This is a genomic window from Kitasatospora sp. NPDC048545, assembly GCF_040651155.1.
GTDB lineage: Bacteria > Actinomycetota > Actinomycetes > Streptomycetales > Streptomycetaceae > Kitasatospora.
On sequence record NZ_JBEZIQ010000030.1, the window covers coordinates 12,990 to 34,046 of the forward strand.

Here is a 21,057-nt window from a genome sequence, read left to right on the forward strand (position 1 = left end):
GAGGGAGGCTCGGAAGCAGCAGCGTACGCGGGCGCGGCGGACCCGGGAACAGGCCCGGCGTGCCGGATTGCCGCCGTCCGGACCTCTAACCTTGGCGACATGCACAACTGGCCGATCACCCTCGACGACGTCCGCGGCGCGCAGAAGATGCTCGCCGGGATCGCCCGGGTGACCCCGATGGAGGGCAGCCGGTACCTGTCCGGGCTGATCGGCGCACCGGTCCACCTGAAGTGCGAGAACCTCCAGCGCACCGGCTCCTTCAAGCTGCGCGGGGCGTACGTGCGGATCGCGGGCCTCTCGCCGGTGCAGCGGGCCGGCGGGGTGGTGGCGGCGAGCGCCGGGAACCACGCCCAGGGCGTGGCGCTGGCGGCCGCGCTGCTGGGGGTGCGCTCGACGGTCTTCATGCCGGTCGCGGCGCCGCTGCCGAAGGTCGCGGCCACCCGCGAGTACGGCGCCGACGTGCGGCTGCACGGCGCCACCGTGGACGAGGCGCTGCTCGCCGCGCAGCGGTACGCGGAGGCGACCGGTGCGGTGTTCATCCACCCCTTCGACCACTGGGACGTGGTCACCGGCCAGGCGACCGTGGGCCTGGAGGTGCTGGAGCAGTGCCCCGAGGTGCGCACCATCCTGGTCGGGGTGGGCGGCGGCGGGCTGCTGGCCGGGATCGCGGCGGCGGTCAAGCCGTTGCGGCCGGACATCCGGGTGGTCGGGGTGCAGGCGGCCGGGGCGGCCGCGTACCCGCCCTCGCTGGCGGCCGGGCGGCCGGTGTCGCTGCAGCACGTCGCCACCATGGCCGACGGGATCATGGTCGGACGCCCGGGGGACATCCCCTTCGAGGTGGTCAACACGCTGGCGGACGGCATCCGCACCGTCTCCGAGGACGCACTGTCGCGGGCGCTGCTGATCGGCCTGGAGCGGCTGAAGCTGGTGGTCGAGCCGGCCGGGGCGGCCCCGATCGCGGCGCTGCTGGAGCGGCCGGACTCCTTCGAGGGGCCGGTGGTGGCGGTGCTGTCCGGCGGCAACATCGACCCGCAGCTGATGCAGCGGGTGCTGCGGCACGGCCTGGCGGCGGCCGGGCGCTACCTGTCGCTGCGGGTGCGGCTGGCGGACAAGCCGGGGTCGCTGGCGGACCTGCTGGCGGTGCTGACCAGGGTGGACGCCAACGTGCTGGACGTGGCGCACGTGCGGATCGACCCGCGGCTGGGGCTGACCGAGGTCGAGGTGGACCTGCACCTGGAGACCAAGGGCCCGGAGCACTGCGCGGCGGTGGTCGGCGAGCTGCGGGACTCGGGGTACGTCGTCTCCGGCGAGTCGTCCTCCGGTTGACCGGATGCCGGGTGGGACCGGTGGGGCGGGAGTGACCACCGGGTTCCCAGTTGCCGGTGGTTCGGGGCCTGATTGCCGGTCGTTGCTGCGGTCCGGCGCGGCTTCTCCCTGGAACGATGGCGGAGCTGCATCCCTTGACGCGATATATCGCGTACTGGGAGACTCGCGATACATCGCGTTCGAGTCCCGCGGGTCGAAAATCGAGTCGCCCGCGCGCCCGAAAGCGGGGCAGAGTGGGACAGATCGCTCCATACGTCCGAGGAGATGAGGCAGGCCATGGCGCCAGCCATCCAAGCCGAGAACCTGGTGAAGACCTTCGGCGACGTACGAGCCCTGGACGGCGTCAGCCTCGACGTCCCCGAGGGCACGGTGCTCGGGCTGCTCGGCCCGAACGGCGCCGGGAAGACCACCACCGTGCGGGTCCTCACCACCCTGCTCCGCCCCGACTCCGGTCGCGCGGTGGTCGCCGGCGTCGACGTCCTCAAGCACCCCAACAAGGTCCGCAGCCTGATCGGCCTGTCCGGGCAGTACGCGGCGGTCGACGAGTACCTCACCGGCTTCGAGAACCTCACCATGGTCGGCGAGCTCTACCAGATGAGCACCCGCGACGCGAAGGCCCGCGCGCTGGAGCTGCTGGAGTGGTTCAACCTCGCCGAGGCCAAGGACCGCACCGCCAAGACCTACTCCGGCGGCATGCGCCGCCGCCTGGACCTCGCCGCCGCACTGGTCGTCCGGCCGCCGGTGATGTTCCTGGACGAGCCGACCACCGGCCTCGACCCGCGCAACCGGCTCGCGCTCTGGGAGGTCATCGAGACCCTGGTCGAGCAGGGCACCACGCTGCTGCTCACCACCCAGTACCTGGAGGAGGCCGACCGGCTCGCCCACGACATCGCGGTGGTCGACCGCGGTCGGGTGATCGCGCGCGGCACCGCCGACCAGCTCAAGGCCCAGATCGGCGGCGAGCGGATCGAGGTCGTGGTGCACGAGCCCGGCCGGGTCGCCGACGCGGTCGCGGCGATGTCAGGCTACGCGCTGAGCGAGCCGACGGTGGAGAAGAACACCCGCCGGATCACCCTGCCGATCAGCGGCGGCGCCCGGGTGCTCGCCGACGCCATCCGCGAACTGGACGCCCGCGGAATCGAGATCGACGACATCGGGCTGCGCCGCCCGACGCTGGACGACGTCTTCCTCACCCTCACCGGCCACGCCGCCGAGGAGGAGACCGAGGAGGCCGGCGCCGACCCCAAGGCGCGCGGGCGGGGCAAGGGCAAGGGCAAGCCCGGCGGCACGGACGACGCCGGGAGCCGGGGACCGGACAAGCAGGCCGTCGCGGCCGGAAAGGAGCGCTGAGATGAGCACCGCCACCGAGCACGCCATCGGCGCGGCGATGCCCAGGCAGCGCCGGGGGCTGTCCGCCACCCTGCACGACTCCTGGGTGGTCGCCAAGCGCAACCTGCGCCGGATGACCCGCATCCCGGAGATCGTCGTCTTCGGCCTGATGCAGCCGGTCATGTTCGTGCTGCTGTTCTCGTACGTCATGGGCGGGGCGATCAAGATCCCGGGGGCGGACTCCAGCTCCCACACGTACATCCAGTTCCTGATGGCCGGCATCTTCGCCCAGACCGTCACCTTCGCCACCGCCGGCGCCTCGGCCGGCATCGCGGAGGACATGACCAAGGGCCTGGTGGACCGCTTCCGCTCGCTGCCGATGGCCCGCTCCGCGGTACTGGTCGGCCGCACCCTGGCGGACCTCGTGCAGACCGCGTTCATCGTGGTCGTGCTGGGCCTGGTCGCGCTGCTGGTCGGCTGGCGGATCCACGACGGGGTGCTCAACGCGCTCGCCGCCTTCGGCCTGCTGCTCCTGTTCGGCTACGCCTTCTCCTGGATCGGCGCGCTGATCGGCCTGTCGGTGCGCAGCCCCGAGGCGGCCACCTCGGCCGGGCTGATCTGGCTGTTCCCGCTGACCTTCGTGTCCAACGCCTTCGTGCCGGTCTCCTCGATGCCGGGCTGGCTGCAGGGGATCGCCTACTGGAACCCGTTCAGTGCCACCGTGCAGGCCTGCCGGGTGCTGTTCGGCAACCAGGTCGGACCGGTGGACAGCGCCTGGCCGATGCAGCACGCGGCGCTGGTGTCGGTGATGTGGTCGGTGCTCATCACGGCCGTGTTCTCGTGGCTGTCGGTGCGCAAGTACCGTTCGGCCACCGCCTGATCGGCCACCGCCTGATCGGCCACTGCCTGATCGGCCACCGCCCGGAACGCGGAAGGGCGGCCGCGGAGTCCTCGACTCCGCGGCCGCCCTCGACGTGTCGGGGCCGGATCAGCCGGCGTGCGGCACGACCTTGACGATCTTCACCATGGCCGGCTTGCCGTTCGGCAGCTCGTAGCTGGCCTCGTCGCCGATCTGCTTGCCGTCGATCGCGCGGCCCAGCGGGGACTGCGGGGAGTAGACGTCCAGGGTGTCGGAGCCGGCGACCTCGCGGGAGGCGAGCAGGAACTCCATGAGGTCGTCCTCGTCACCGTCGAAGGCGACCGTGACGACCATGCCCGGGGCCACCACGCCCGAGTCGGCCGGGGCCTCGCCGACCTTGGCGCGCTCCAGCAGCTGGGTCAGCTGGCGGATGCGCAGCTCGTACTTGCCCTGCTCCTCCTTCGCCGCGTGGTAGCCGGCGTTCTCCTTGAGGTCACCCTCCTCGCGCGCCGCCTCGATCTTCTGGGCGATCTCGATGCGCCAGGGCCCGGTCAGGTGATCCAGCTCGGCCTTGAGCTGGTCGTAGCCGGCCTGAGTGAGCCAGGTCACGTTCTCGCTGGTCTGGGTCACGGGTGCTCCTCGTAGGTGCTCGGGCTGTGCTGAGGGTGTGAGTCGTCAGCAGGGTTGGTGGTGATATCGGTCTCAACTACAAAGCAACGCCCGCTCCCGTACCATCCGGTGCGGAAGGGGCGAAACCACGAGCGTAACAAGTCCTGCGGACAAGCGGGAGAGGCGCCGACGCGCCATTGACGGTGGCGTTACGCCGCGGTGTACGGGACGCGGAGCGGGACCCCTGACGGATTCCCGCTCGCCCGGTCGACTATGCGCCCTACTTGGCGGGCGTGCAGCCCAGCAGCTCGGCGGTGGTGCCGCGGGACGTGGTGCGCAGGGTGACCACGGCGTCGTAGCCGGAGCCGGCCGCCGGGACCGGGAAGTCGGCCACCCCGACCACCGAGTGGTCGTCGCCCTGCGAGCGAACCGTGCAGGTGCCGGCCTGGCCGTCGCGCTTGCTGACGGTGAGGTGGAGCTGGACCTCGGAGTCGGAGAGCACCTGGAAGGTCGGCACCGAGCCGTTGATCTTCGTCTCGCGCAGCAGGTAGGAACCGCCCAGCCAGGCGATCAGACCCAGGCCCAGCACGCCGCAGACCGCGCCGACCACCTTCAACCGGCGGTCCGACTCGCGGTCGCCGCCGCGTCCGTAGCGCCCCTCGGGGAGCCGGGTGGCGGTGGTCTCTGCGGTCATCGGACTCTGTCCTCTCCTGGGGGAGGGGCCGTGCGGGGTGATGCGGGGGAATGCGACGGACCTCCAGTCCGTCACTATAGGAGGGGCACGCCCGCGGCCGGTCCGGCGGGGGCGGGGCTCGGCCGTGTCGGCGACTTCCGCGGGCCGGCCCCGCGGCGACGCGGCCCCGGAGTGAGCGGTTCGTACGGTGGGCTGACCCGGACTTCGCGGAACGCCCGACGATGTGGAAGGAACGCAAGGCGTTGACTGAGCAGTTGCGACTGATGGCGGTGCACGCCCACCCGGACGACGAGTCCAGCAAGGGCGCGGCCACCATGGCCATGTGCGTCGAGCAGGGTGTGGACGTGCTCGTGGCCACCTGCACGGGGGGCGAGCGCGGGTCGGTCCTCAACCCCAAGCTCCAGGGGGACCCGTACATCGAGGAGAACATCCACGAGGTGCGCCGCAAGGAGATGGACGAGGCGCGGGCGATCCTCGGCGTCAAGCAGGCCTGGCTGGGCTTCGTGGACTCCGGCCTGCCCGAGGGGGACCCGCTGCCCCCGCTGCCGGAGGGCTGCTTCGCCCTGCAGGACGTGAAGGACGCGGCCGAGCCGCTGGTCCGGCTGATCCGCGAGTTCAAGCCGCAGGTCATCACGACCTACGACGAGAACGGCGGGTACCCGCACCCGGACCACATCATGACCCACAAGATCACCATGCTGGCCTTCGACGCCGCGGGCGACCCCGACGCCTACCCCGAGGCCGGCGAGCCCTGGCAGCCGCTGAAGCTCTACTACAACCACGGCTTCCCGATGGGCCGCATCCGCGCCCTGCACCAGTACCTCACCGAGCGCGGCCACGAGTCGCCGTACGGCGAGTGGATCGCCGGCTGGGAGAAGAGCGGCCGCACGGAGCGCGAGATCACCACCCGCGTCCGCTGCGACGACTGGTTCGAGACCCGCGACCGCGCGCTGATCGCCCACGCCACCCAGATCGACCCCGACGGCCCGTGGTTCCGCGTGCCGCTGGAGGTCCAGCGCGAGGTCTGGCCCACCGAGGACTACGAGCTCGCCCGTACCCTGGTCGACGTGGACCTGCCGGAGGACGACCTCTTCGCCGGCCTGCGCACCCCCAGCCTGGCGGCCGAGGCCGCCGACACGCGCGACTGAACCACCCCCCGATGGCCCGGCTCCCCGTGAGCCGGGCCACCATAGAGATATGAGTGCCTCCGTGAACCTCCTCCACCTCGCCGCTGACCTCGCCGTCGACGACGCCAAGGTCACCCCCGGCCTCCTCGGCTTCGTCGTCTTCGCCGCCCTCGGCGTGGCGACCTGGTTCCTGGCCAAGTCGATGAACCGGCAGTTCAAGAAGGTCGACTTCGTGGAGGAGTCGGAGGCTCCCAAGGAGTGAGTCACCGGCCCCCGCCGCCCGCCGATGCGCGAGGATGGGGGCATGCCGAACCGTCTCGCTGACGCGACCTCGCCGTACCTGCTGCAGCATGCCGAGAACCCGGTCGACTGGTGGCCCTGGGGGGTGGAGGCGTTCGAGGAGGCGCGGCGGCGCGGGGTGCCGGTGCTGCTGTCCGTCGGGTACGCCGCCTGCCACTGGTGCCACGTGATGGCGCACGAGAGCTTCGAGGACGCCGGGCTCGCCGGGTACCTGAACGAGCGGTTCGTCGCGGTCAAGGTCGACCGGGAGGAACGCCCGGACGTCGACGCCGTGTACATGGAGGCGGTTCAGGCCGCGACCGGGCAGGGCGGCTGGCCCATGACGGTCTTCCTCACGCCCGACAAGGAGCCGTTCTACTTCGGCACGTACTTCCCGCCGGAGCCCCGCCACGGGATGCCCTCCTTCCGGCAGGTGCTGGAGGGCGTGGACGCCGCCTGGCGGGACCGGCGGCAGGAGGTCGGCGAGGTCGCCGGCCGGATCCGGGCCGACCTCGCCGAACGGGCCGCCGTGTACTCGGCCGGCGCCCACAACCCGCCCGGCGAGGCGGACCTGCACCAGGCGCTGGTGACCCTCAGCCGGGACTTCGACCAGGCCCGCGGCGGCTTCGGCGGCGCGCCCAAGTTCCCGCCGGCCATGGTGGTCGAGTTCCTGCTGCGCCACCACGCCCGCACCGGCTCGGAAGCGGCACTGGAGATGGCCGTCCGCACCGGCGAGGCGATGGCCCGCGGCGGCATCCACGACCAGCTCGGCGGCGGCTTCGCCCGGTACGCGGTGGACGCCGGCTGGGTGGTGCCGCACTTCGAGAAGATGCTCTACGACAACGCCCTGCTGCTGCGCGCCTACCTGCACCTGTGGCGGGCCACCGGGTCCGCGCTCGCACGGCGGGTCGCGCTGTCCACGGCCGACTTCCTGCTGCGTGAACTCCGCACGCCCGAAGGCGCGTTCGCCTCCGCGCTGGACGCGGACAGCCTGGACGAGGAGACCGGGCAGTCCGCCGAGGGCGCCTACTACGTGTGGGAGCCCGGCCAGTTGGTCGACCTGCTCGGCCCCGCCGACGCGGCCACCGCCGCCCGGCTGTTCACCGTCACCGCCGCCGGCACCTTCGAGCACGGCACCTCCGTCCTCCAACTCCTCTCCGAGCCGGAGGACTTCGCCGAGTACGAGGCGATCCGCACCCGGCTGCTCGCGGCGCGCGCCGCGCGGCCCGCGCCGGCCCGGGACGACAAGGTGGTCGCGGCCTGGAACGGTCTCGCCATCGCCGCGCTCGCCGAAACCGGCGCACTGCTGGACCGGCCCGACCTGGTCGAGGCCGCCGAGCAGGCCGGTGACCTGCTGCTCGCCGTCCACCTCACCCCCGACGGCCGGCTGCTGCGCACCTCCCGGGACGGCCGGGCCGGCGCCAACGCGGGCGTGCTGGAGGACTACGCGGACACCGCCGAGGGCTTCCTCGCGCTGTACGCCGTCACCGGCGAGGCGGAGTGGCTGCAGCTGGCCGGCGGCCTGCTCGACACCGTCCTCAAGCACTTCACCGACGAGTCCTCCGGCGCGCTCTACGACACCGCCGACGACGCCGAGGAATTGATCCGCCGCCCGCAGGACCCGACCGACAACGCCACCCCGTCCGGCTGGACGGCCGCCGCCGGCGCCCTGCTCACCTACGCCGCCTACACCGGCTCCGGCCGGCACCGGACGGCCGCCGAGCGGGCCCTCGGCGTGGTCGGCGCGCTCGCGGGGCGGGCGCCGCGGTTCATCGGCTGGGGCCTCGCGGTGGCGGAGGCGCTGCTCGACGGGCCGCGCGAGGTCGCCGTGGTCGGCCCGGCCGGGCACCCGGCCACGGCCGCGCTGCGGCGGGCGGCGCTGCTGGGGACGGCACCGGGCGCGGTGGTCGCGGTCGGCGCGCCGGGGGAGACCGAGGTGCCGCTGCTCGCGGACCGGCCGTTGGTCGGCGGCGCGCCGGCGGCGTACGTCTGCCGGCACTTCGCCTGTGACGCGCCGACCACCGATCCGGCGGCGCTGGCGGAGCGGCTGGGCACGGCGGTCGGGTAGCGGCCCCGGGTGTGGCGGCCGGGCGGGCGGCGGCCGGGCTCGGCGGTCGGATATCCGTTGGCGGGAGCGGGCGGGCCGGGGCGACCATGGGCCATGACCTGGACCTTCAGCACCTCCCTCGACGACTTCCGGGCCCGGGCGGGTGCCGTCCTCGCCGCCCGCCCCGCCGAGAACACCGTCCTGCTCACCATCGCGCACCGGCTGGCCGAGTCCGGGCTGGACGTGTTCGGAGGCCCGCCGGTCTTCGGCTGGTGGCGGGCCGAGGAGGGCGGCCCGGTCGAGGGCGCCTTCCTGCAGACGCCACCGTTCGACCCCCGGCTCTCCTTCATGCCGGAGGCCGCGGCCGCCGAACTGGCGGTCGGCCTGGCCGCCGCCGGAACGGGGCTGACGACCGTGAACGGGATCGGCGGAGCCGCCGACGCGGTCCGTGCCTTCGCCGCCGCGTGGACGGCGGCGACCGGCACCGAGCAGTCCGTCCGCGTCGAGGAACGGCTCTACCGGCTCGGCCGGTTGACCGATCCGCCGCGCCCGCCGGCGGGCCGGCACCGGCCGGCCGGGCCGGCCGACCGCGAGCTGGTGATCCGCTGGTACCGGGAGTTCCTGGCCGAGGCGAAGGTCGAACTGCCCGACGTGCCAAGGGCGGTGGACGAGAAGACCGCGGCCGGCGGACTGCACCTGTGGGAGGACGGGGGCGAGCCGGTCGCGCTGGCCGGCACCAGCCCGGTGCTCGTCGGGATGTCCCGCGTCGGCCCGGTCTACACGCCCGTGGAGCACCGCGGCCGCGGCTACGGCAGCGCCGTCACGGCCGCCGCCTCGGCCCACGTGATGACCTGCGGCGCCACCGAGGTGCTGCTGTACACGGACCTCGCGAACCCGACCAGCAACTCCATCTACCAGCAGATCGGGTACCGGCCGGTGGAGGACTGCCTGATCGTCGACTTCCGGGCGCGGTAGGGGAGTCGGCCGGACGCCGGACCGGGGCCCGGCGCCGGCGGTCCGGGGCTCGGCGCCGCCGGTCCGGGCGCGTCGAGGGCGTCACTCCCAGTCCCAGCGGATCCCCAGGATGCACGGCCGCAGCGCGGTGGCGACGAGGTGCACGCAGTGGTGGCCGTCGAGGGTCAGCTCCTCGGTCTCGTACGGGGCGTCGCCCGGGGAGTGCAGGGCGAAGCGGTGGCAGCGCACGGGAAGGGCGGCGGGGTCGAAGGTGATCTGGAGGACGTACTGGCCCGCACCGGAGTTGAAGCCGCGGACGTACTCGCAGCCGGGGTCCGGGGAGGGCGCGTCGTCGAAGCCGTAGCCGAGCAGGTGGGTGTCGCCGACGCGGAGCCGGCGGTCGAGGAGCAGTTCGGCGGCGAGCAGGTGGTGGGCCCGGTCGCGGCGGATCCGGCCGGGCCGGCAGTTCTCCTCCGCCCGGACACCGACCCGGGTGATGTCGCTGCCCGGGTCGCCCTGGTAGAGGGCGAGGTAGCGGTCGATGCCGTCGCGGTGGGCGCGCAGCGCGTGCTGGGAGTCGCGGCGGGCGAGCCGGCGGTCGGGGCCGACCCGGATGCGCTCGATGTGGGTGACGGTGTGCAGGCCGGTGTCGCGCGGCCCGGCGAGGGCGGTGAGCAGGTCGTCGACGGCGGCGGCGGGGAAGATCAGGTCGCGGTACGGCCGTACGGGCGGGCCGGCGGGCCCGGTGTCCGTGGCGCGGCGGGGGCCGAGCAGCCGGGTGAGGGAGTGCTCGGGCAGGTCGAGGACGTCCTCCAGCGCGGCGACGGCGCGCAGTGACTCGGGGCGTTCGGGCCGACGGCGGCCCTGCTGCCAGTAACTGAGGCTGGTGAGGCCGACGTTCACGCCGCGCAGCGCGAGGTGGCGGCGGATCCGGTGCAGCGCGAGGCCCCGGACGGCGATGGCGGTGCGCAGGGCGAGGTGGAACGGGCCGGTGCGCAGGGCGGCGGCGAGGTCGGCTGGGTCGCTCCGGTGGATGGCGGCCTCCTGACGGCGGACGGACCGGCTTTTGACCGTGAATATTCACATCGGTACGGCGGTTTGTCACCGGTCCGCGCCTGCTGCGCGGCGGTTTCGCGGGCGGTGTTCACATCCGGGCCCGCTCGTTCACACCCCGCCCGGGGCCGGTCCGAAGGCCGTTGACCCGCCTCCCGGCGAGGCGCGATGCTCGGGGCGCGATCCGGACCGCGCCCCCCCACACGGCACTTCGCGCCACGCGCGCAAGGAGGCATCCCCCCATGCCAGTTCCACGGATACGGCTGCGCAGAGCGGTCTCACTGCTCGCCCTCGGCGTGCTCGGCCCGGCGCTCACCGCCGCGGCGGCCGCACCCGCGATCGCCGCCCCCACGGCTGTCGCCCCCGCGGCCGCCGCCCCCACGGCTGTCGCCCCCGCTCAGGACCGGGCGCCGCACCAGGTGCGCCAGGCCGCCGCGCCCGGCAGCACGGCGGATCCGACCGGCACGTACAAGAAGCTCAACATCACCATGCAGCAGCAACAGCAGACCAACTGGTGCTGGGCGGCGAGCGGGAACACGATCGCCACCTGGTTCGGCTACGACTACAGCCAGAACCAGTTCTGCAACGCCGCGTTCGGCCGCCCGGCCGACTCCGGCTGCCCCAACAGCCAGGCCACACTGGCCGACGTGCAGAACGGGCTGGACCGGGTCGGCATCAACCCGGGCTCCTACGTCACCGGTTACCTGCGCTACGGCACCGTGCAGGCCGAGGTGGACGCCAACCGTCCGGTCGAGACCCGCATCCAGTGGAGTTCGGGCGGCGGGCACATGCACGTGCTCTACGGCTACGACACCGGGAACAACTGGGTCTACTGGGGCGACCCGTGGCCGTCCGACTACCGCTACAACTGGGCGGACTACTGGTACTACGTGAACAACGACACGTTCTCGTGGACCCACTCCCTGTACCGGATCGGCGCGTGAGGGCGGCCATGACCGAGAACCGTGACCTCCGTCGGGCCGCTGCCGGCGTCCTGCTCACCGTCGGCCTCGCACTGGCGCTCGCCCCGGCCGCGCAGGCCGCCGCACCCGCGCCGGCCGCCCCGGCCCCCGCGCCGCTGCCCGCCGCCGAGCTGGCCGGGGCCCGCGGCGCCGTCCAGGATCCGGCCGTGCTCGACAAGGTCGGCCACTTCTTCGCCCGCAAGGGCGTCCCGCCGACGACGCAACTGACCATCGGTGCCGCCGAGGAGGCGCGGGCGGCGAGCGCGGCCGCGCCGCGACTGTCCGGCGACACCGTGCCGGTGTACGTCCTGGACGCCGGCTTCGTGGCCGGCACCCCGGGCGCGCCGGTGGCGAAGGCGGAGTTCACCGCCAGCAAGGTGGTCGCGGCGGACGGGCAGACCGCCTCGGTCTGGACGGTCCGGCAGGGCGGGTCGTGGCGGGTGGTGAACATCGCCTCGGGCGGCGACGAGAGCGACTACGCGGCGAAGGCGGCGGCCGGCGGTGGCGGCACCGCCTTCCGTGAGCCGCAGGTCAACGCCTGGTACGCGCTGCGGGACGGGCGGGTGCTGCCGCTGGACGACGAGGCCCGCCGCTCGGTCGGCGCAGGCGGAGTGACGCTGGCCGCCTATCAGCAGCTGGTGCACCAGCGGTACGGGGACAAGCTGCCCGGGTCGGCGTACGACCGGGCGGGCAAGGGCGGCGGCTACCAGGCGGACGCCACGGACGCCGCGAACGCCGCGAACGCCACGGTGTCGACCGCGGGCGCCGGTGCGGTGCTGCCGGCCGTGACGGCGGCCGCGGCCCTGGGCGCCACGGCGCTCGCGGGCGCGGGCGCGGTCCTGCGGCGGAGGACGGGCGTGCGCCGCGGGTGAGGGGGAGCGGGGCCCGGCCGAGCGGACCGGGCCCCGCTGCCCCTTCCTCGCACGGCTGCTTCTCCCCTCTGTAGCGGTATAGAGGGGAGAGGCGGCCGCGGCGGGGCTCACACCCCGGCGAAACCGCTCTCCAGCAGTGCGAAGGTCCGGTCGACCAGGTCCGCAACGTCCTCCCGGCGGTCGCCGGCGGCCCACTGCAGCAGGGCCTCGGTGGTGGCGGCCGCGATGGCGGCGGCGGTCACCCGCATCTCGTACGTGGGTAACCCTCGAAAGATTGCGGCCGTCAATCCGGCGACGATGTGATCGTCTTCTTACTCTGCGTGACGTGTCCTGGAAGTGCTGCTTCCACACAAGGAATTGACGCAACGTTGATCTGTCGTTCGCCGCCCGGGGGCAGTGGGGAGTGACTGTCGGTAGATACCATGTGGCAATCGGTCAGTGCTGGCCGACGCGTGCCGAGAGCGGAGAAGGGGTGGGGCGGCAGGAGCCGACCACGTGCCCGGCACCGGGGAAAGGGGAGCCGAAGTGGCCGACGCGGACGACAAGCAGGCGAGTGCCCAGGCGTGGGGTGCGGCGGCGGTGGTGGCCTCCGCGCTGGCCGTGGTGGCGGCCTATCTGATCAACGGCGCCCTGCTGGTCCTGGCGGTCGCCGGGGTCGAGACCGTGCTGCTCATGGTCCACGTCGGCCGACGCTGGCGCGCCCTGCACGGCGCCCCGGCCCCGGCCGGGCACCGTCCGCGCCGCGGCATCCCGGACGCCGCGCACTGCGAGCGCTGCCGCCGGGCCCGGGAGGCGCTGGACGCCCGGCAGGCGCGCGGGCGCTCCGCCGGCGCGGCGCGGCCGGAGCCCCCGGCGCGCGCGGCCCACCGGGAGCACGAGGCGCGCACGGCGCACCGGGAGCGTGAGGGGCACGCCGCGTACCGGGAACACGACGAGCGCAGGGAGTACGGGGCCCACCCGGGCGACGGGGCGCACCGGCCCGGCGAGGCGCACGACGGGCGCGAGCGGCACCAGGACCCCGCCCCGCAGCCGGAGCCCGGCGCGGCCGACCACCCGCCGTACCCGCGCCGCCCGCAGATTCGCGCGCCGTACGAGCGGCCCTGGACGGCGGAACGGGCGGCCGCCCGGTCCGTGGACCGTTCGACCGCCCGTCGGGGTGCGCCGGGTTCAGCCGGCCGTGCTGTACGCCACGAGTGAGACGCCGACGTACTGCACGATGAACGCGCCGAGGGTGAAGGCGTGGAACACCTCGTGGAAGCCGAACCAGCGTGGTGAGGGATCGGGCCGCTTGAGCCCGTACACCACGCCGCCGATGCTGTAGAGCACCCCGCCGACGATCATCAGCACCAGGACGGCGACCCCGCCGGTGTGCAGGAAGTCCGGCAGGAAGAACGCGGCCGCCCAGCCCAGCGCGAGGTACACCGGCGTGTACAGCCAGCGTGGCGCGCCGACCCAGAACACCCGGAACGCGATGCCGGCGAGCGCGCCGCCCCAGACCGCCCAGAGCAGCAGCTGCTGGTCCGCGCCCTTGAGCAGCAGCATCGTGAACGGCGTGTAGGTGCCCGCGATGATCAGGAAGATGTTCGCGTGGTCCAGCCGGCGCAGGACGGCGTCTCCGCGCGGGCCCCAGTCGAAGCGGTGGTACACCGCGCTGACCCCGAACAGCAGCCAGGCGCTGACCGAGTAGATCGCGCAGGCGATCTTGGCGGGCGTTGAGTCGGCCAGGCAGATCAGCACGATCCCGGCGGCGACGGTGGCGGGGAACATGCCGGCGTGCAGCCAGCCGCGCCACTTCGGCTTGCTCTCCCCGCTCTCGGCAGGGCCCTCCGCGAGGCGCTCGGCGAGCGCAGCAGCAGTCATGCGCAGCATGTTACCCGCTACCTACGGATCCGTAGGTTACTGACGCGTAGGAAGTGGTGATCATCACTCTTGGACGTTTTGGAGTATTCGGGGTGTGGCGCCGCGCACTCCGTCCGGGACGTGAGCGACCTGTTACTGGCCGGTAATCATACTGACTGTAGTAAAAGATGCGTCAATTTCGCCGCTTCGGGGCGTTGGAGGCTTGAGGCCGGAGCTACGCTGCAAGCACCCTCAGACCCCCGCTACGCCGTCTCTTCGCCGAGATGGCGTGAAACGGAGCGATCGTGTCGTACGAGATCTCTGCTCTCAGCGCATCCGCGCCCACCCGCCACAAGCAGCTGCTCGCTTGGGTGAGCGAGATCGCCGAGCTCACCCAGCCGGACCGCATCGAGTGGTGCGACGGTTCCGAGGCGGAGTACCACCGCCTCGCGGACCTGCTGGTGGCTCAGGGCACCTTCAAGAAGCTCGACGAGGAGAAGCGCCCCAACTCCTACTACGCCGCCTCGGACCCGACGGACGTCGCGCGCGTGGAGGACCGCACCTACATCTGCTCCGAGCAGGAGAAGGACGCCGGACCGACCAACAACTGGAAGGCCCCCGCCGAGATGCGGGAGGTGTTCCAGGGCGAGCAGGGTCTCTTCCGCGGCGCGATGAAGGGCCGCACGATGTACGTCGTGCCCTTCTCGATGGGCCCGGTCGGCTCCCCGCTGGCCGCGTACGGCGTCGAGATCACCGACTCCGCCTACGTCGCCGTGTCGATGCGCGTGATGACCCGCATGGGTCAGGCCGTGCTGGACCAGCTGGGCGAGGACGGCGACTTCGTCAAGGCCGTGCACACCGTCGGCGCCCCGCTCGCCGAGGGCGAGGCCGACGTGGCGTGGCCGTGCAACAGCACCAAGTACATCTCGCACTTCCCGGAGACCAAGGAGATCTGGTCGTTCGGCTCGGGCTACGGCGGCAACGCCCTGCTCGGCAAGAAGTGCTACGCGCTGCGCATCGCCTCGACCATGGCCCGCGACGAGGGCTGGCTGGCCGAGCACATGCTCATCCTGAAGCTCACCCCGCCGGCCGGTTCCGAGGGCGGCACCGAGCCCAAGTACGTCGCGGCCGCCTTCCCGTCGGCCTGCGGCAAGACCAACCTGGCCATGCTCCAGCCGACCGTTCCGGGCTGGAAGGTCGAGACGATCGGCGACGACATCGCCTGGATGCGCTTCGGCGCCGACGGCCGCCTGTACGCCATCAACCCCGAGGCCGGCTTCTTCGGCGTCGCCCCCGGCACCGGCGTGGACACCAACGCCAACGCCATCGAGACCCTCTGGGGCAACACGGTCTTCACCAACGTCGCCCTCACCGACGACGGCGACGTGTGGTGGGAGGGCCTCACCGAGGAGCCCCCGGCGCACCTGACCGACTGGCGCGGCAACGACTGGACCCCCGAGTCCGGCACCCCGGCCGCCCACCCGAACGCCCGCTTCGCCGTCCCGGCCGCGCAGTGCCCGACCATCGCCCCCGAGTGGGAGGACCCGGCGGGCGTGCCGATCTCGGCGATCCTGTTCGGCGGCCGCCGCGCCACCGCCGTCCCGCTGGTGACCGAGTCCTTCGACTGGCAGCACGGCGTCTTCCTCGGCGCCAACATCGCCTCCGAGAAGACCGCCGCCGCCGAGGGCACCGTCGGCGAGCTGCGTCGCGACCCGTTCGCGATGCTGCCGTTCTGCGGCTACAACATGGGTGACTACTTCGCCCACTGGCTGAAGGTCGGCGCCCAGGCGGACGCCGCCAAGCTGCCGAAGATCTACTACGTCAACTGGTTCCGCAAGAACGCCGAGGGCAAGTTCGTCTGGCCCGGCTACGGCGAGAACAGCCGCGTGCTCAAGTGGATCGTCGAGCGCCTGGACGGCACCGGCGAGGGCGTCGAGACCCCGATCGGCGTGCTGCCGACGGTCGAGGGCTTCGACCTCGGTGACCTGAAGCTGTCCCAGGAGGACCTCGACCTGCTCTTCACCGTGGACGCCGACATCTGGCGCCAGGAGGCCGCGCTCGTGCCGGCCCACCTGGAGACCTTCGGCGAGCACACCCCGAAGGAGCTGTGGGACGAGTACCGGAGCCTCGTCGCGCGCCTCGGCTGAGCCTGAGCCTCTACCGAGCGAGAGGCGGCCGCCCGGCACGAACCGGGCGCCCGCCGATGCGACAGGACGGCCGGAGTTCCGCCGGACGATCTTTCCCCGACCAAGGAGATCGTCCGGACCGGGACTCCGGCCGTAGTGTTTTTCCGGGCTTCGCCGTCAGAGCCGGATGATGGCGGTGATCCACGCCTGGTTGCCCTGGGGGACGCCGGCCGTGGACCCCTGCCACTGGCGGGCCGGGGCGCCATTGTCGGTGCGCCAGTCGGCGATCTCCAGGAGGTCGGCCGAGTTGAGGTTGGCCAGGCCGAGCTCGTTGTGCGCGCCGATCGAGCCGGCGTAGTTCCAGTGCTGGTTCCAGCCGCCGGTGCAGTCCCACTGACGGGCCTCGGCGCCGTTGTCCCGGCTCCAGTCGGCGATCTCCAGGCACTTGCCGGAGTTGCGGTTCACCAGGCGGAAGCCGCCGCTGTCGGGGACGTAGTCCCACCGCTGGTTGGCGCCGCCGGTGCAGTCCCACTGGCGGGCCGGGGCGCCGTTGTCGGTGCTCCAGTCGGCGATCTCCAGGCACTTGCCGGAGTTGGCGTTCACGACGGTGCTCGACGTCGGAATGCGGAAGCCACCGCCGGCGGCGGCGGCGGGCGTGGCCGGCAGGGCGGTGGTCAGCGCGATGGCGGCGCCGACGGCGGCCGCGGCGGCGCGGGCAGGGGTGAGCGGAAAGCGGATGGTCAAGACGGACCGGTCCCTTGCGGAGGAGTGTTGGCAGGGGAGCGGACTCTTCCGGGTGGTCGCGCGCTCCGGTGTCCGCGTCGGCCCGGGCCCCGGCACACCGCCGACCGGCCCGTCCCCCTACGGCCCGGAGAGGAACCCGGGCCGCCGACGCGCCGGAATCCTACGGTCCGGTCGGTGGCCCGTGGTTAAAGGGGAGGTCAAGGTTGGGCGTAGCCGGAGAGGAATTCGCCGATCCGGGTCACGGCGTCGGTGATCTCCTCGGGGCGGGGCAGGGTGACCAGCCGGAAGTGGTCCGGCTCGGGCCAGTTGAAGCCGGTGCCCTGGACCAGCAGGATGCGCTGGGAGCGCAGCAGGTCCAGGACCATCTGGGCGTCGTCCTTGATCTTGTAGACCTTCGGGTCCAGCCGCGGGAACGCGTACAGGGCGCCCTTGGGCTTGACGCAGCTGACACCGGGGATCTCGTTGAGCAGCCGGTGCGCGGCGTCGCGCGAGGCGAGCAGGCGTCCGCCGGGGAGCACCAGGTCGCGGATCGACTGCCGGCCGCCGAGCGCGGCGGCCACCGCGTGCTGGGCGGGCATGTTGGCGCACAGCCGCATCGAGGCGAGCACGGTGAGGCCCTCGATGTAGCTGCGGGCCCTGGCCCGTTCGCCGGACAGCACCATCCAGCCGGAGCGGAAGCCGGCGACGCGGTACGCCTTGGAGAGCCCGTTGAAGGTGACGCAGAAGAGGTCCGGGGCCAGGGTCGCCAGCGGGACGTGCTCGGCGTCGTCGTAGAGGATCTTGTCGTAGATCTCGTCGGCGTAGACCACCAGGTCGTGCCGGCGGGCGATCTCGACGATGCCCTCCAGCACCTCGCGGGGGTAGACCGCGCCGGTCGGGTTGTTCGGGTTGATCACCACGATGGCCCTGGTCCGGTCGGTGACCTTGGCCTCGATGTCGGTGAGGTCCGGGTACCACTCGGACTGCTCGTCGCAGCGGTAGTGCACCGCGGTGCCGCCGGCCAGCGAGACGGAGGCCGTCCACAGCGGGTAGTCCGGGGCCGGGACGAGGACTTCGTCGCCGTCGTCCAGCAGGGCGGTCATGGCCAGCTGGATCAGCTCGGAGACGCCGTTGCCGAGGAAGACGTCGTCGACGGAGAGGCCGTGCAGCCCGCGGTCCTCGTAGTGCATGACCACCGCGCGGCGGGCGGACAGCAGGCCCTTGGAGTCGCCGTACCCGTGCGCGTTCGCGAGGTTGCGCAGGATGTCCTGGAGGATCTCCGGGGGCGCCTCGAAGCCGAACGTAGCCGGGTTGCCGGTGTTGAGCTTGAGGATGCGGTGGCCCTGCTCCTCCAGCCGCATCGCCTCGTCGAGCACCGGGCCGCGGATGTCGTAGCAGACGTTGGCGAGCTTGCTGGACTGGATGACCTGCATGCCTGCCTACTTTAGGGGTACGGAGGACCCCTTCGGCGGGACTCCGGGGAGGTGGTCCGCAGGGCCCGAGAGGCCTCCTTGGATCGGCAGGCGGGGGCGTCGGCAGGCCTTCCAATGGGGGAGCCCGGTGTCCGGAATGCCCGCGTATGCGAGGAGCGCGGGCGGGCCGTGCTCCGGAACGAGACGGACGGCACACCGCACGCCGCATCCGCCGCGCCGGACGGCGCCCCGCCCGGCGCGGCAGGATGGGGCCGGTGCGTCGATCGAGGAGGGGGTGCGCCGGTGGTGCCGGTCGTGGTCGCGGCGGTACTGGTCGGTCTCCTGGCGGCTCCGCCGCTGCGCGGACTGGTCGCCCGGTTCGCGGTGCCGGAGGGCGAACCCTGGTGTGCGGCCTGTCCGTCGTGCGGGCGCGACGTGCGCCTGCTGCCGCCCACCGGACGCTGCCCGGGCTGCCGGGAGCGGTTGGGCGCGGGCGCGTGGTCGGTGGAGACGGTCGCGGCGGCCGCCGCCGCCGCAGTGGCGTACGCGGCGGACGGGCCGGCGGCCGCGGCGCTGGGCTGGGCGGCCGCGCTCGGGGTGGCGCTCGGTTTCGTCGACGCGCGGGTGCGCCGGCTGCCGTACCGGCTGACCCTGCCGCTGCTCGGCGGGGTGGCCGCGCTGTTGACGGTGGCCGCGCTGGTCGACGGACGCCCCGGGGCGCTGCTGCGCTGTCTGCTGGTGGCGCTCGCGGTCGGCGCGGTGCTCGAACTGGCCGTCTGGGCCGGGGCCCTGGGGCCGGGTGACTCCCCGCTGGGGCTCGCGCTGGGCGGACTGCTCGGCTGGTACGGCTGGTCGGTGGCGCTCGGCGGACTGTTCGCCGCCGCGGTGCTGGCCGGTCTCTGGGCGGTGCTGCGGGCCGCCGCCGCCCTGGTCCGTCGGCGCCCGGTGCGCGGACTCGACGTCCCGGTGGGGCCGTTCCTGCTGCTCGGCGCGCTCACGGCGGTGCTGGCCAGGTAGCGCGAGCGCCCGCCCGGCGCCTCGCGGCGGGGACGGAACGCGGAAGGGCCCGTCGTACCGGAGCGGTACGACGGGCCCCGCCGCCGACGCGCGGGCCCCACCCTCAAGGAGCTGCGCGCCGGGGGAAGAAGAGTCCTCAGGGCATCTTGTGGACGAACGGGCCCACCGCGTTGGAGAACGCGTTGCCGTTGTCGGCGTCCCAGTTGGTCGACCAGGTCATCGCGCCGCGGATGGTGGGCCACTTGGCCGGCGGCACGAAGCTGCCGCAGCTGTTGCCGGTGGCCAGGCAGTCCAGCGCGTTGTTCACCACGGTCGGCGAGACGTAGCCGCCGCCCGCGGCCTTGGCCGAGGCCGGGACGCCGATGCCGACCTGGTCCGGCCGCAGGCCGCCCTGGATGTGGGTGCAGACCTGTGAGGTGATGAAGTCGATGGTGCCCTGGTTGTAGACCTTGCCGTCGCAGCCGTTCATGCCGCCCGAGTTGTAGAACTGGGTGTTGACGACGGTCAGGATGTCCTTGGTCCTCAGCGCGAGCTGGAAGTAGGCGCCGGCGGTGCTGTACATCCCGATGGTCTCGGGCGCCATGGTCAGGACGAAGCCGGGGCCGACCTTGGCCTGCAGGGAGTGCAGCGCGTCGCCGAGCGGGCCGGCCTGGACGCCGTTCTCCAGGTCGACGTCGATGCCGTCGAAGCCGTAGTCCTTGATGATCGCGTAGGCGCTGTCGGCGAAGTTGGCGCCGGCGGTGGCGTCCCCGACGGTGATCGCGCCGTTCTGGCCGCCGATGGAGAGGACGACCTTCTTGCCGGCCGCCTGCTTGGCCTTGACGTCGGCGCGGAACTGGGCGTCGGTGTAGCCGCCGAGCGCCTTGGACAGGCCCGGGTCCAGGGTGAAGCTGATCGCGCCGGTCCGGGTCGGCACGGCGTCGGCGAAGGAGACCGCGATGATGTCGTACGCGTTCTGGACGTCGCTCAGGCGCTGCGGGGTCGAGTTGTTGTCGAAGTTCTGCCAGTAGCCGGTGACGGCGTGCGCCGGCAGGCCGGTGGCCGGCGGGGTGGTGCCGGTCGCGGTGGGGGTGGGCGTGGCGGTGGGGGTCGGGGTCGCCGTGCCGGTGGGCGTGGCGGTGGTCGTCGCGGTCGGCGTGGGGGTGGGCGTGGGGGTCGCGGTCGGCGACGGGGTGCCGGTGCCGCCGGGCCCCAGCAGGGCGACGTCGTCGGCGAGGTAGGCGCTCTGGCCGTACCAGCCGTGCAGGTAGACGGTGATGCTGGTGGCGTTCGCCCCGGTGGTGAAGGTGGTGGACAGCTGGTTCCAGCCGTTCTGGTTCGACCAGGCGGATGGGTCGGTGCCGCCGGTGCCGCGTGCGCCGAGGTAGACGTACGGGCCCTGGACCCAGGCGCTCAGCGTGTAGCTGGTGTCGGGCAGCACGCTGATGGTCTGGGTGCACTCGGCGGTGTCGCCCGCGCCCGGGGCGGCCTGCAGCGCGCCGGTGCCGGAGTGGACCGGAGCGGAGACGGTGGTCGCCGCGCCGGCGCAGCTCCAGCCACCGAGCCCGCCGTCGAAGCCGCCGTTGGTGACCAGGTTGCCGACCGCCGCGCCGGCGCCGCCGGCGAAGAGGGCGAGGCCGCCGCCGGCCAGGGCGAGGGCGGTGGCGCCGGCCGCGACGGCCGGGAGGGGGCTGCGCCGGCGCTTGTGCGCGGGCTGGTTCAGCGTACGGGCCATGGGGTGACGCTCCTGGGGGAGGAGCGGCCGCCGCGGTGGGGGGCGCGGCGGCCGCGTGTGGGGGAGGGGAGGTCCGGGATGAGCCTGGGGGAGACGGAGTGGAGGGTCGTTCCGT

Annotated in this window: 20 protein-coding genes; 12 read left to right on the forward strand and 8 right to left on the reverse strand. The window is 73.2% G+C overall.

All coding sequences use genetic code 11. The annotated features are described in order from the left end of the window. Positions 1 to 99 precede the first annotated feature (99 nt). The 3 genes from ilvA to AB0D10_RS26365 all read left to right on the forward strand — a co-directional run bounded on the left by ilvA (position 100) and on the right by AB0D10_RS26365 (position 3,535). The gene (gene ilvA / locus AB0D10_RS26355; protein ID WP_360260856.1) at positions 100 to 1,326 is read left to right on the forward strand and encodes a threonine ammonia-lyase; all 1,227 of its coding nucleotides are present in this window, start codon (positions 100 to 102) and stop codon (positions 1,324 to 1,326) included. A 276-nt stretch (positions 1,327 to 1,602) separates the two neighbouring features. Beyond that, complete coding sequence (locus AB0D10_RS26360) at positions 1,603 to 2,676, forward strand: ATP-binding cassette domain-containing protein (RefSeq protein ID WP_360260858.1); 1,074 nt, start codon at positions 1,603 to 1,605, stop codon at positions 2,674 to 2,676. Between the two features lies 1 nt (position 2,677). After that, positions 2,678 to 3,535: an ABC transporter permease gene (locus tag AB0D10_RS26365; protein ID WP_360260861.1), complete on the forward strand. Its 858-nt coding sequence runs from the start codon at positions 2,678 to 2,680 to the stop codon at positions 3,533 to 3,535. Positions 3,536 to 3,643: 108 nt separating this feature from the next. Here the strand turns inward: AB0D10_RS26365 and greA are convergent, their stop codons facing one another. Further along, positions 3,644 to 4,144, reverse strand: a complete 501-nt coding sequence (greA, locus tag AB0D10_RS26370; protein ID WP_360260863.1) for a transcription elongation factor GreA — start codon at positions 4,142 to 4,144, stop codon at positions 3,644 to 3,646. Between the two features lie 259 nt (positions 4,145 to 4,403). After that, positions 4,404 to 4,817 (reverse strand): DUF4307 domain-containing protein, encoded by a 414-nt coding sequence (locus AB0D10_RS26375; protein ID WP_360260865.1) that lies wholly within the window; start codon positions 4,815 to 4,817, stop codon positions 4,404 to 4,406. Positions 4,818 to 5,059: 242 nt separating this feature from the next. On the opposite strand from AB0D10_RS26375, the gene mca reads away from it, so the two are divergent. The 4 genes from mca to AB0D10_RS26395 all read left to right on the forward strand — a co-directional run bounded on the left by mca (position 5,060) and on the right by AB0D10_RS26395 (position 9,245). Then, positions 5,060 to 5,965: a mycothiol conjugate amidase Mca gene (gene mca, locus AB0D10_RS26380; protein ID WP_360260867.1), complete on the forward strand. Its 906-nt coding sequence runs from the start codon at positions 5,060 to 5,062 to the stop codon at positions 5,963 to 5,965. 49 nt (positions 5,966 to 6,014) lie between these two features. Beyond that, positions 6,015 to 6,206 (forward strand): hypothetical protein, encoded by a 192-nt coding sequence (locus tag AB0D10_RS26385; protein ID WP_360260869.1) that lies wholly within the window; start codon positions 6,015 to 6,017, stop codon positions 6,204 to 6,206. A gap of 42 nt (positions 6,207 to 6,248) precedes the next feature. After that, positions 6,249 to 8,291, forward strand: coding sequence for a thioredoxin domain-containing protein (locus AB0D10_RS26390; protein ID WP_360260871.1), 2,043 nt, complete (start codon positions 6,249 to 6,251; stop codon positions 8,289 to 8,291). 93 nt (positions 8,292 to 8,384) lie between these two features. Beyond that, positions 8,385 to 9,245: a GNAT family N-acetyltransferase gene (locus AB0D10_RS26395; RefSeq protein WP_360260873.1), complete on the forward strand. Its 861-nt coding sequence runs from the start codon at positions 8,385 to 8,387 to the stop codon at positions 9,243 to 9,245. 81 nt (positions 9,246 to 9,326) lie between these two features. Here AB0D10_RS26395 and AB0D10_RS26400 read toward each other — a convergent pair whose 3' ends face one another. Beyond that, positions 9,327 to 10,259 (reverse strand): hypothetical protein, encoded by a 933-nt coding sequence (locus AB0D10_RS26400; RefSeq protein WP_360261059.1) that lies wholly within the window; start codon positions 10,257 to 10,259, stop codon positions 9,327 to 9,329. A gap of 260 nt (positions 10,260 to 10,519) precedes the next feature. Between AB0D10_RS26400 and AB0D10_RS26405 the strand changes: the two genes are divergently transcribed. Both AB0D10_RS26405 and AB0D10_RS26410 read left to right on the forward strand, forming a co-directional pair. Beyond that, complete coding sequence (locus AB0D10_RS26405) at positions 10,520 to 11,221, forward strand: papain-like cysteine protease family protein (protein ID WP_360260875.1); 702 nt, start codon at positions 10,520 to 10,522, stop codon at positions 11,219 to 11,221. 8 nt (positions 11,222 to 11,229) lie between these two features. After that, complete coding sequence (locus AB0D10_RS26410; RefSeq protein WP_360260877.1) at positions 11,230 to 12,111, forward strand: hypothetical protein; 882 nt, start codon at positions 11,230 to 11,232, stop codon at positions 12,109 to 12,111. Positions 12,112 to 12,218: 107 nt separating this feature from the next. Here AB0D10_RS26410 and AB0D10_RS26415 read toward each other — a convergent pair whose 3' ends face one another. Further along, the gene (locus AB0D10_RS26415; RefSeq protein ID WP_360260879.1) at positions 12,219 to 12,353 is read right to left on the reverse strand and encodes a hypothetical protein; all 135 of its coding nucleotides are present in this window, start codon (positions 12,351 to 12,353) and stop codon (positions 12,219 to 12,221) included. A gap of 283 nt (positions 12,354 to 12,636) precedes the next feature. Here AB0D10_RS26415 and AB0D10_RS26420 point away from each other — a divergent pair, with 283 nt between their 5' ends. After that, a complete protein-coding gene (locus AB0D10_RS26420; RefSeq protein ID WP_360260881.1) occupies positions 12,637 to 13,308 on the forward strand; it encodes a hypothetical protein in 672 nt (223 codons plus the stop codon). On the opposite strand, the gene AB0D10_RS26425 is transcribed toward AB0D10_RS26420, so the two are convergent. Further along, a complete protein-coding gene (locus AB0D10_RS26425) occupies positions 13,279 to 13,971 on the reverse strand; it encodes a hemolysin III family protein (RefSeq protein WP_360260883.1) in 693 nt (230 codons plus the stop codon). The genes AB0D10_RS26420 and AB0D10_RS26425 overlap by 30 nt on opposite strands. A 284-nt stretch (positions 13,972 to 14,255) precedes the next feature. On the opposite strand from AB0D10_RS26425, the gene AB0D10_RS26430 reads away from it, so the two are divergent. Continuing rightward, on the forward strand, positions 14,256 to 16,097 hold the full coding sequence (locus AB0D10_RS26430) for a phosphoenolpyruvate carboxykinase (GTP) (RefSeq protein WP_360260885.1): 1,842 nt from the start codon (positions 14,256 to 14,258) through the stop codon (positions 16,095 to 16,097). A gap of 156 nt (positions 16,098 to 16,253) precedes the next feature. Here the strand turns inward: AB0D10_RS26430 and AB0D10_RS26435 are convergent, their stop codons facing one another. Together AB0D10_RS26435 and AB0D10_RS26440 are read right to left on the reverse strand one after the other, a co-directional pair. Next, entirely contained in the window at positions 16,254 to 16,820 is a 567-nt protein-coding gene (locus AB0D10_RS26435; protein WP_360260887.1) for an RICIN domain-containing protein, read from the reverse strand. Between the two features lie 197 nt (positions 16,821 to 17,017). Then, the gene (locus tag AB0D10_RS26440; protein ID WP_360260889.1) at positions 17,018 to 18,232 is read right to left on the reverse strand and encodes a pyridoxal phosphate-dependent aminotransferase; all 1,215 of its coding nucleotides are present in this window, start codon (positions 18,230 to 18,232) and stop codon (positions 17,018 to 17,020) included. 282 nt (positions 18,233 to 18,514) lie between these two features. Between AB0D10_RS26440 and AB0D10_RS26445 the strand changes: the two genes are divergently transcribed. Further along, complete coding sequence (locus tag AB0D10_RS26445; RefSeq protein ID WP_360260892.1) at positions 18,515 to 19,228, forward strand: prepilin peptidase; 714 nt, start codon at positions 18,515 to 18,517, stop codon at positions 19,226 to 19,228. A gap of 136 nt (positions 19,229 to 19,364) precedes the next feature. Here the strand turns inward: AB0D10_RS26445 and AB0D10_RS26450 are convergent, their stop codons facing one another. Then, positions 19,365 to 20,942 carry a glycosyl hydrolase family 18 protein gene (locus AB0D10_RS26450; protein WP_360260895.1) on the reverse strand — a complete coding sequence of 526 codons (1,578 nt, stop codon included), beginning with the start codon at positions 20,940 to 20,942 and terminating at the stop codon, positions 19,365 to 19,367. Positions 20,943 to 21,057: the final 115 nt, after the last annotated feature.

Bases quoted from the DNA above. Each gene is read 5' to 3' on its own strand.
- ilvA (WP_360260856.1), top strand. From the start codon at position 100: ATGCACAACTGGCCGATCACCCTCGACGACGTCCGCGGCGCGCAGAAG.
- AB0D10_RS26375 (WP_360260865.1), bottom strand. From the start codon at position 4,817: ATGACCGCAGAGACCACCGCCACCCGGCTCCCCGAGGGGCGCTACGGA.
- AB0D10_RS26425 (WP_360260883.1), bottom strand. From the start codon at position 13,971: ATGACTGCTGCTGCGCTCGCCGAGCGCCTCGCGGAGGGCCCTGCCGAG.
- AB0D10_RS26410 (WP_360260877.1), top strand. From the start codon at position 11,230: ATGACCGAGAACCGTGACCTCCGTCGGGCCGCTGCCGGCGTCCTGCTC.
- AB0D10_RS26365 (WP_360260861.1), top strand. From the start codon at position 2,678: ATGAGCACCGCCACCGAGCACGCCATCGGCGCGGCGATGCCCAGGCAG.
- AB0D10_RS26405 (WP_360260875.1), top strand. From the start codon at position 10,520: ATGCCAGTTCCACGGATACGGCTGCGCAGAGCGGTCTCACTGCTCGCC.
- AB0D10_RS26440 (WP_360260889.1), bottom strand. From the start codon at position 18,232: ATGCAGGTCATCCAGTCCAGCAAGCTCGCCAACGTCTGCTACGACATC.
- AB0D10_RS26450 (WP_360260895.1), bottom strand. From the start codon at position 20,942: ATGGCCCGTACGCTGAACCAGCCCGCGCACAAGCGCCGGCGCAGCCCC.
- AB0D10_RS26385 (WP_360260869.1), top strand. From the start codon at position 6,015: ATGAGTGCCTCCGTGAACCTCCTCCACCTCGCCGCTGACCTCGCCGTC.
- AB0D10_RS26360 (WP_360260858.1), top strand. From the start codon at position 1,603: ATGGCGCCAGCCATCCAAGCCGAGAACCTGGTGAAGACCTTCGGCGAC.
- AB0D10_RS26390 (WP_360260871.1), top strand. From the start codon at position 6,249: ATGCCGAACCGTCTCGCTGACGCGACCTCGCCGTACCTGCTGCAGCAT.
- AB0D10_RS26395 (WP_360260873.1), top strand. From the start codon at position 8,385: ATGACCTGGACCTTCAGCACCTCCCTCGACGACTTCCGGGCCCGGGCG.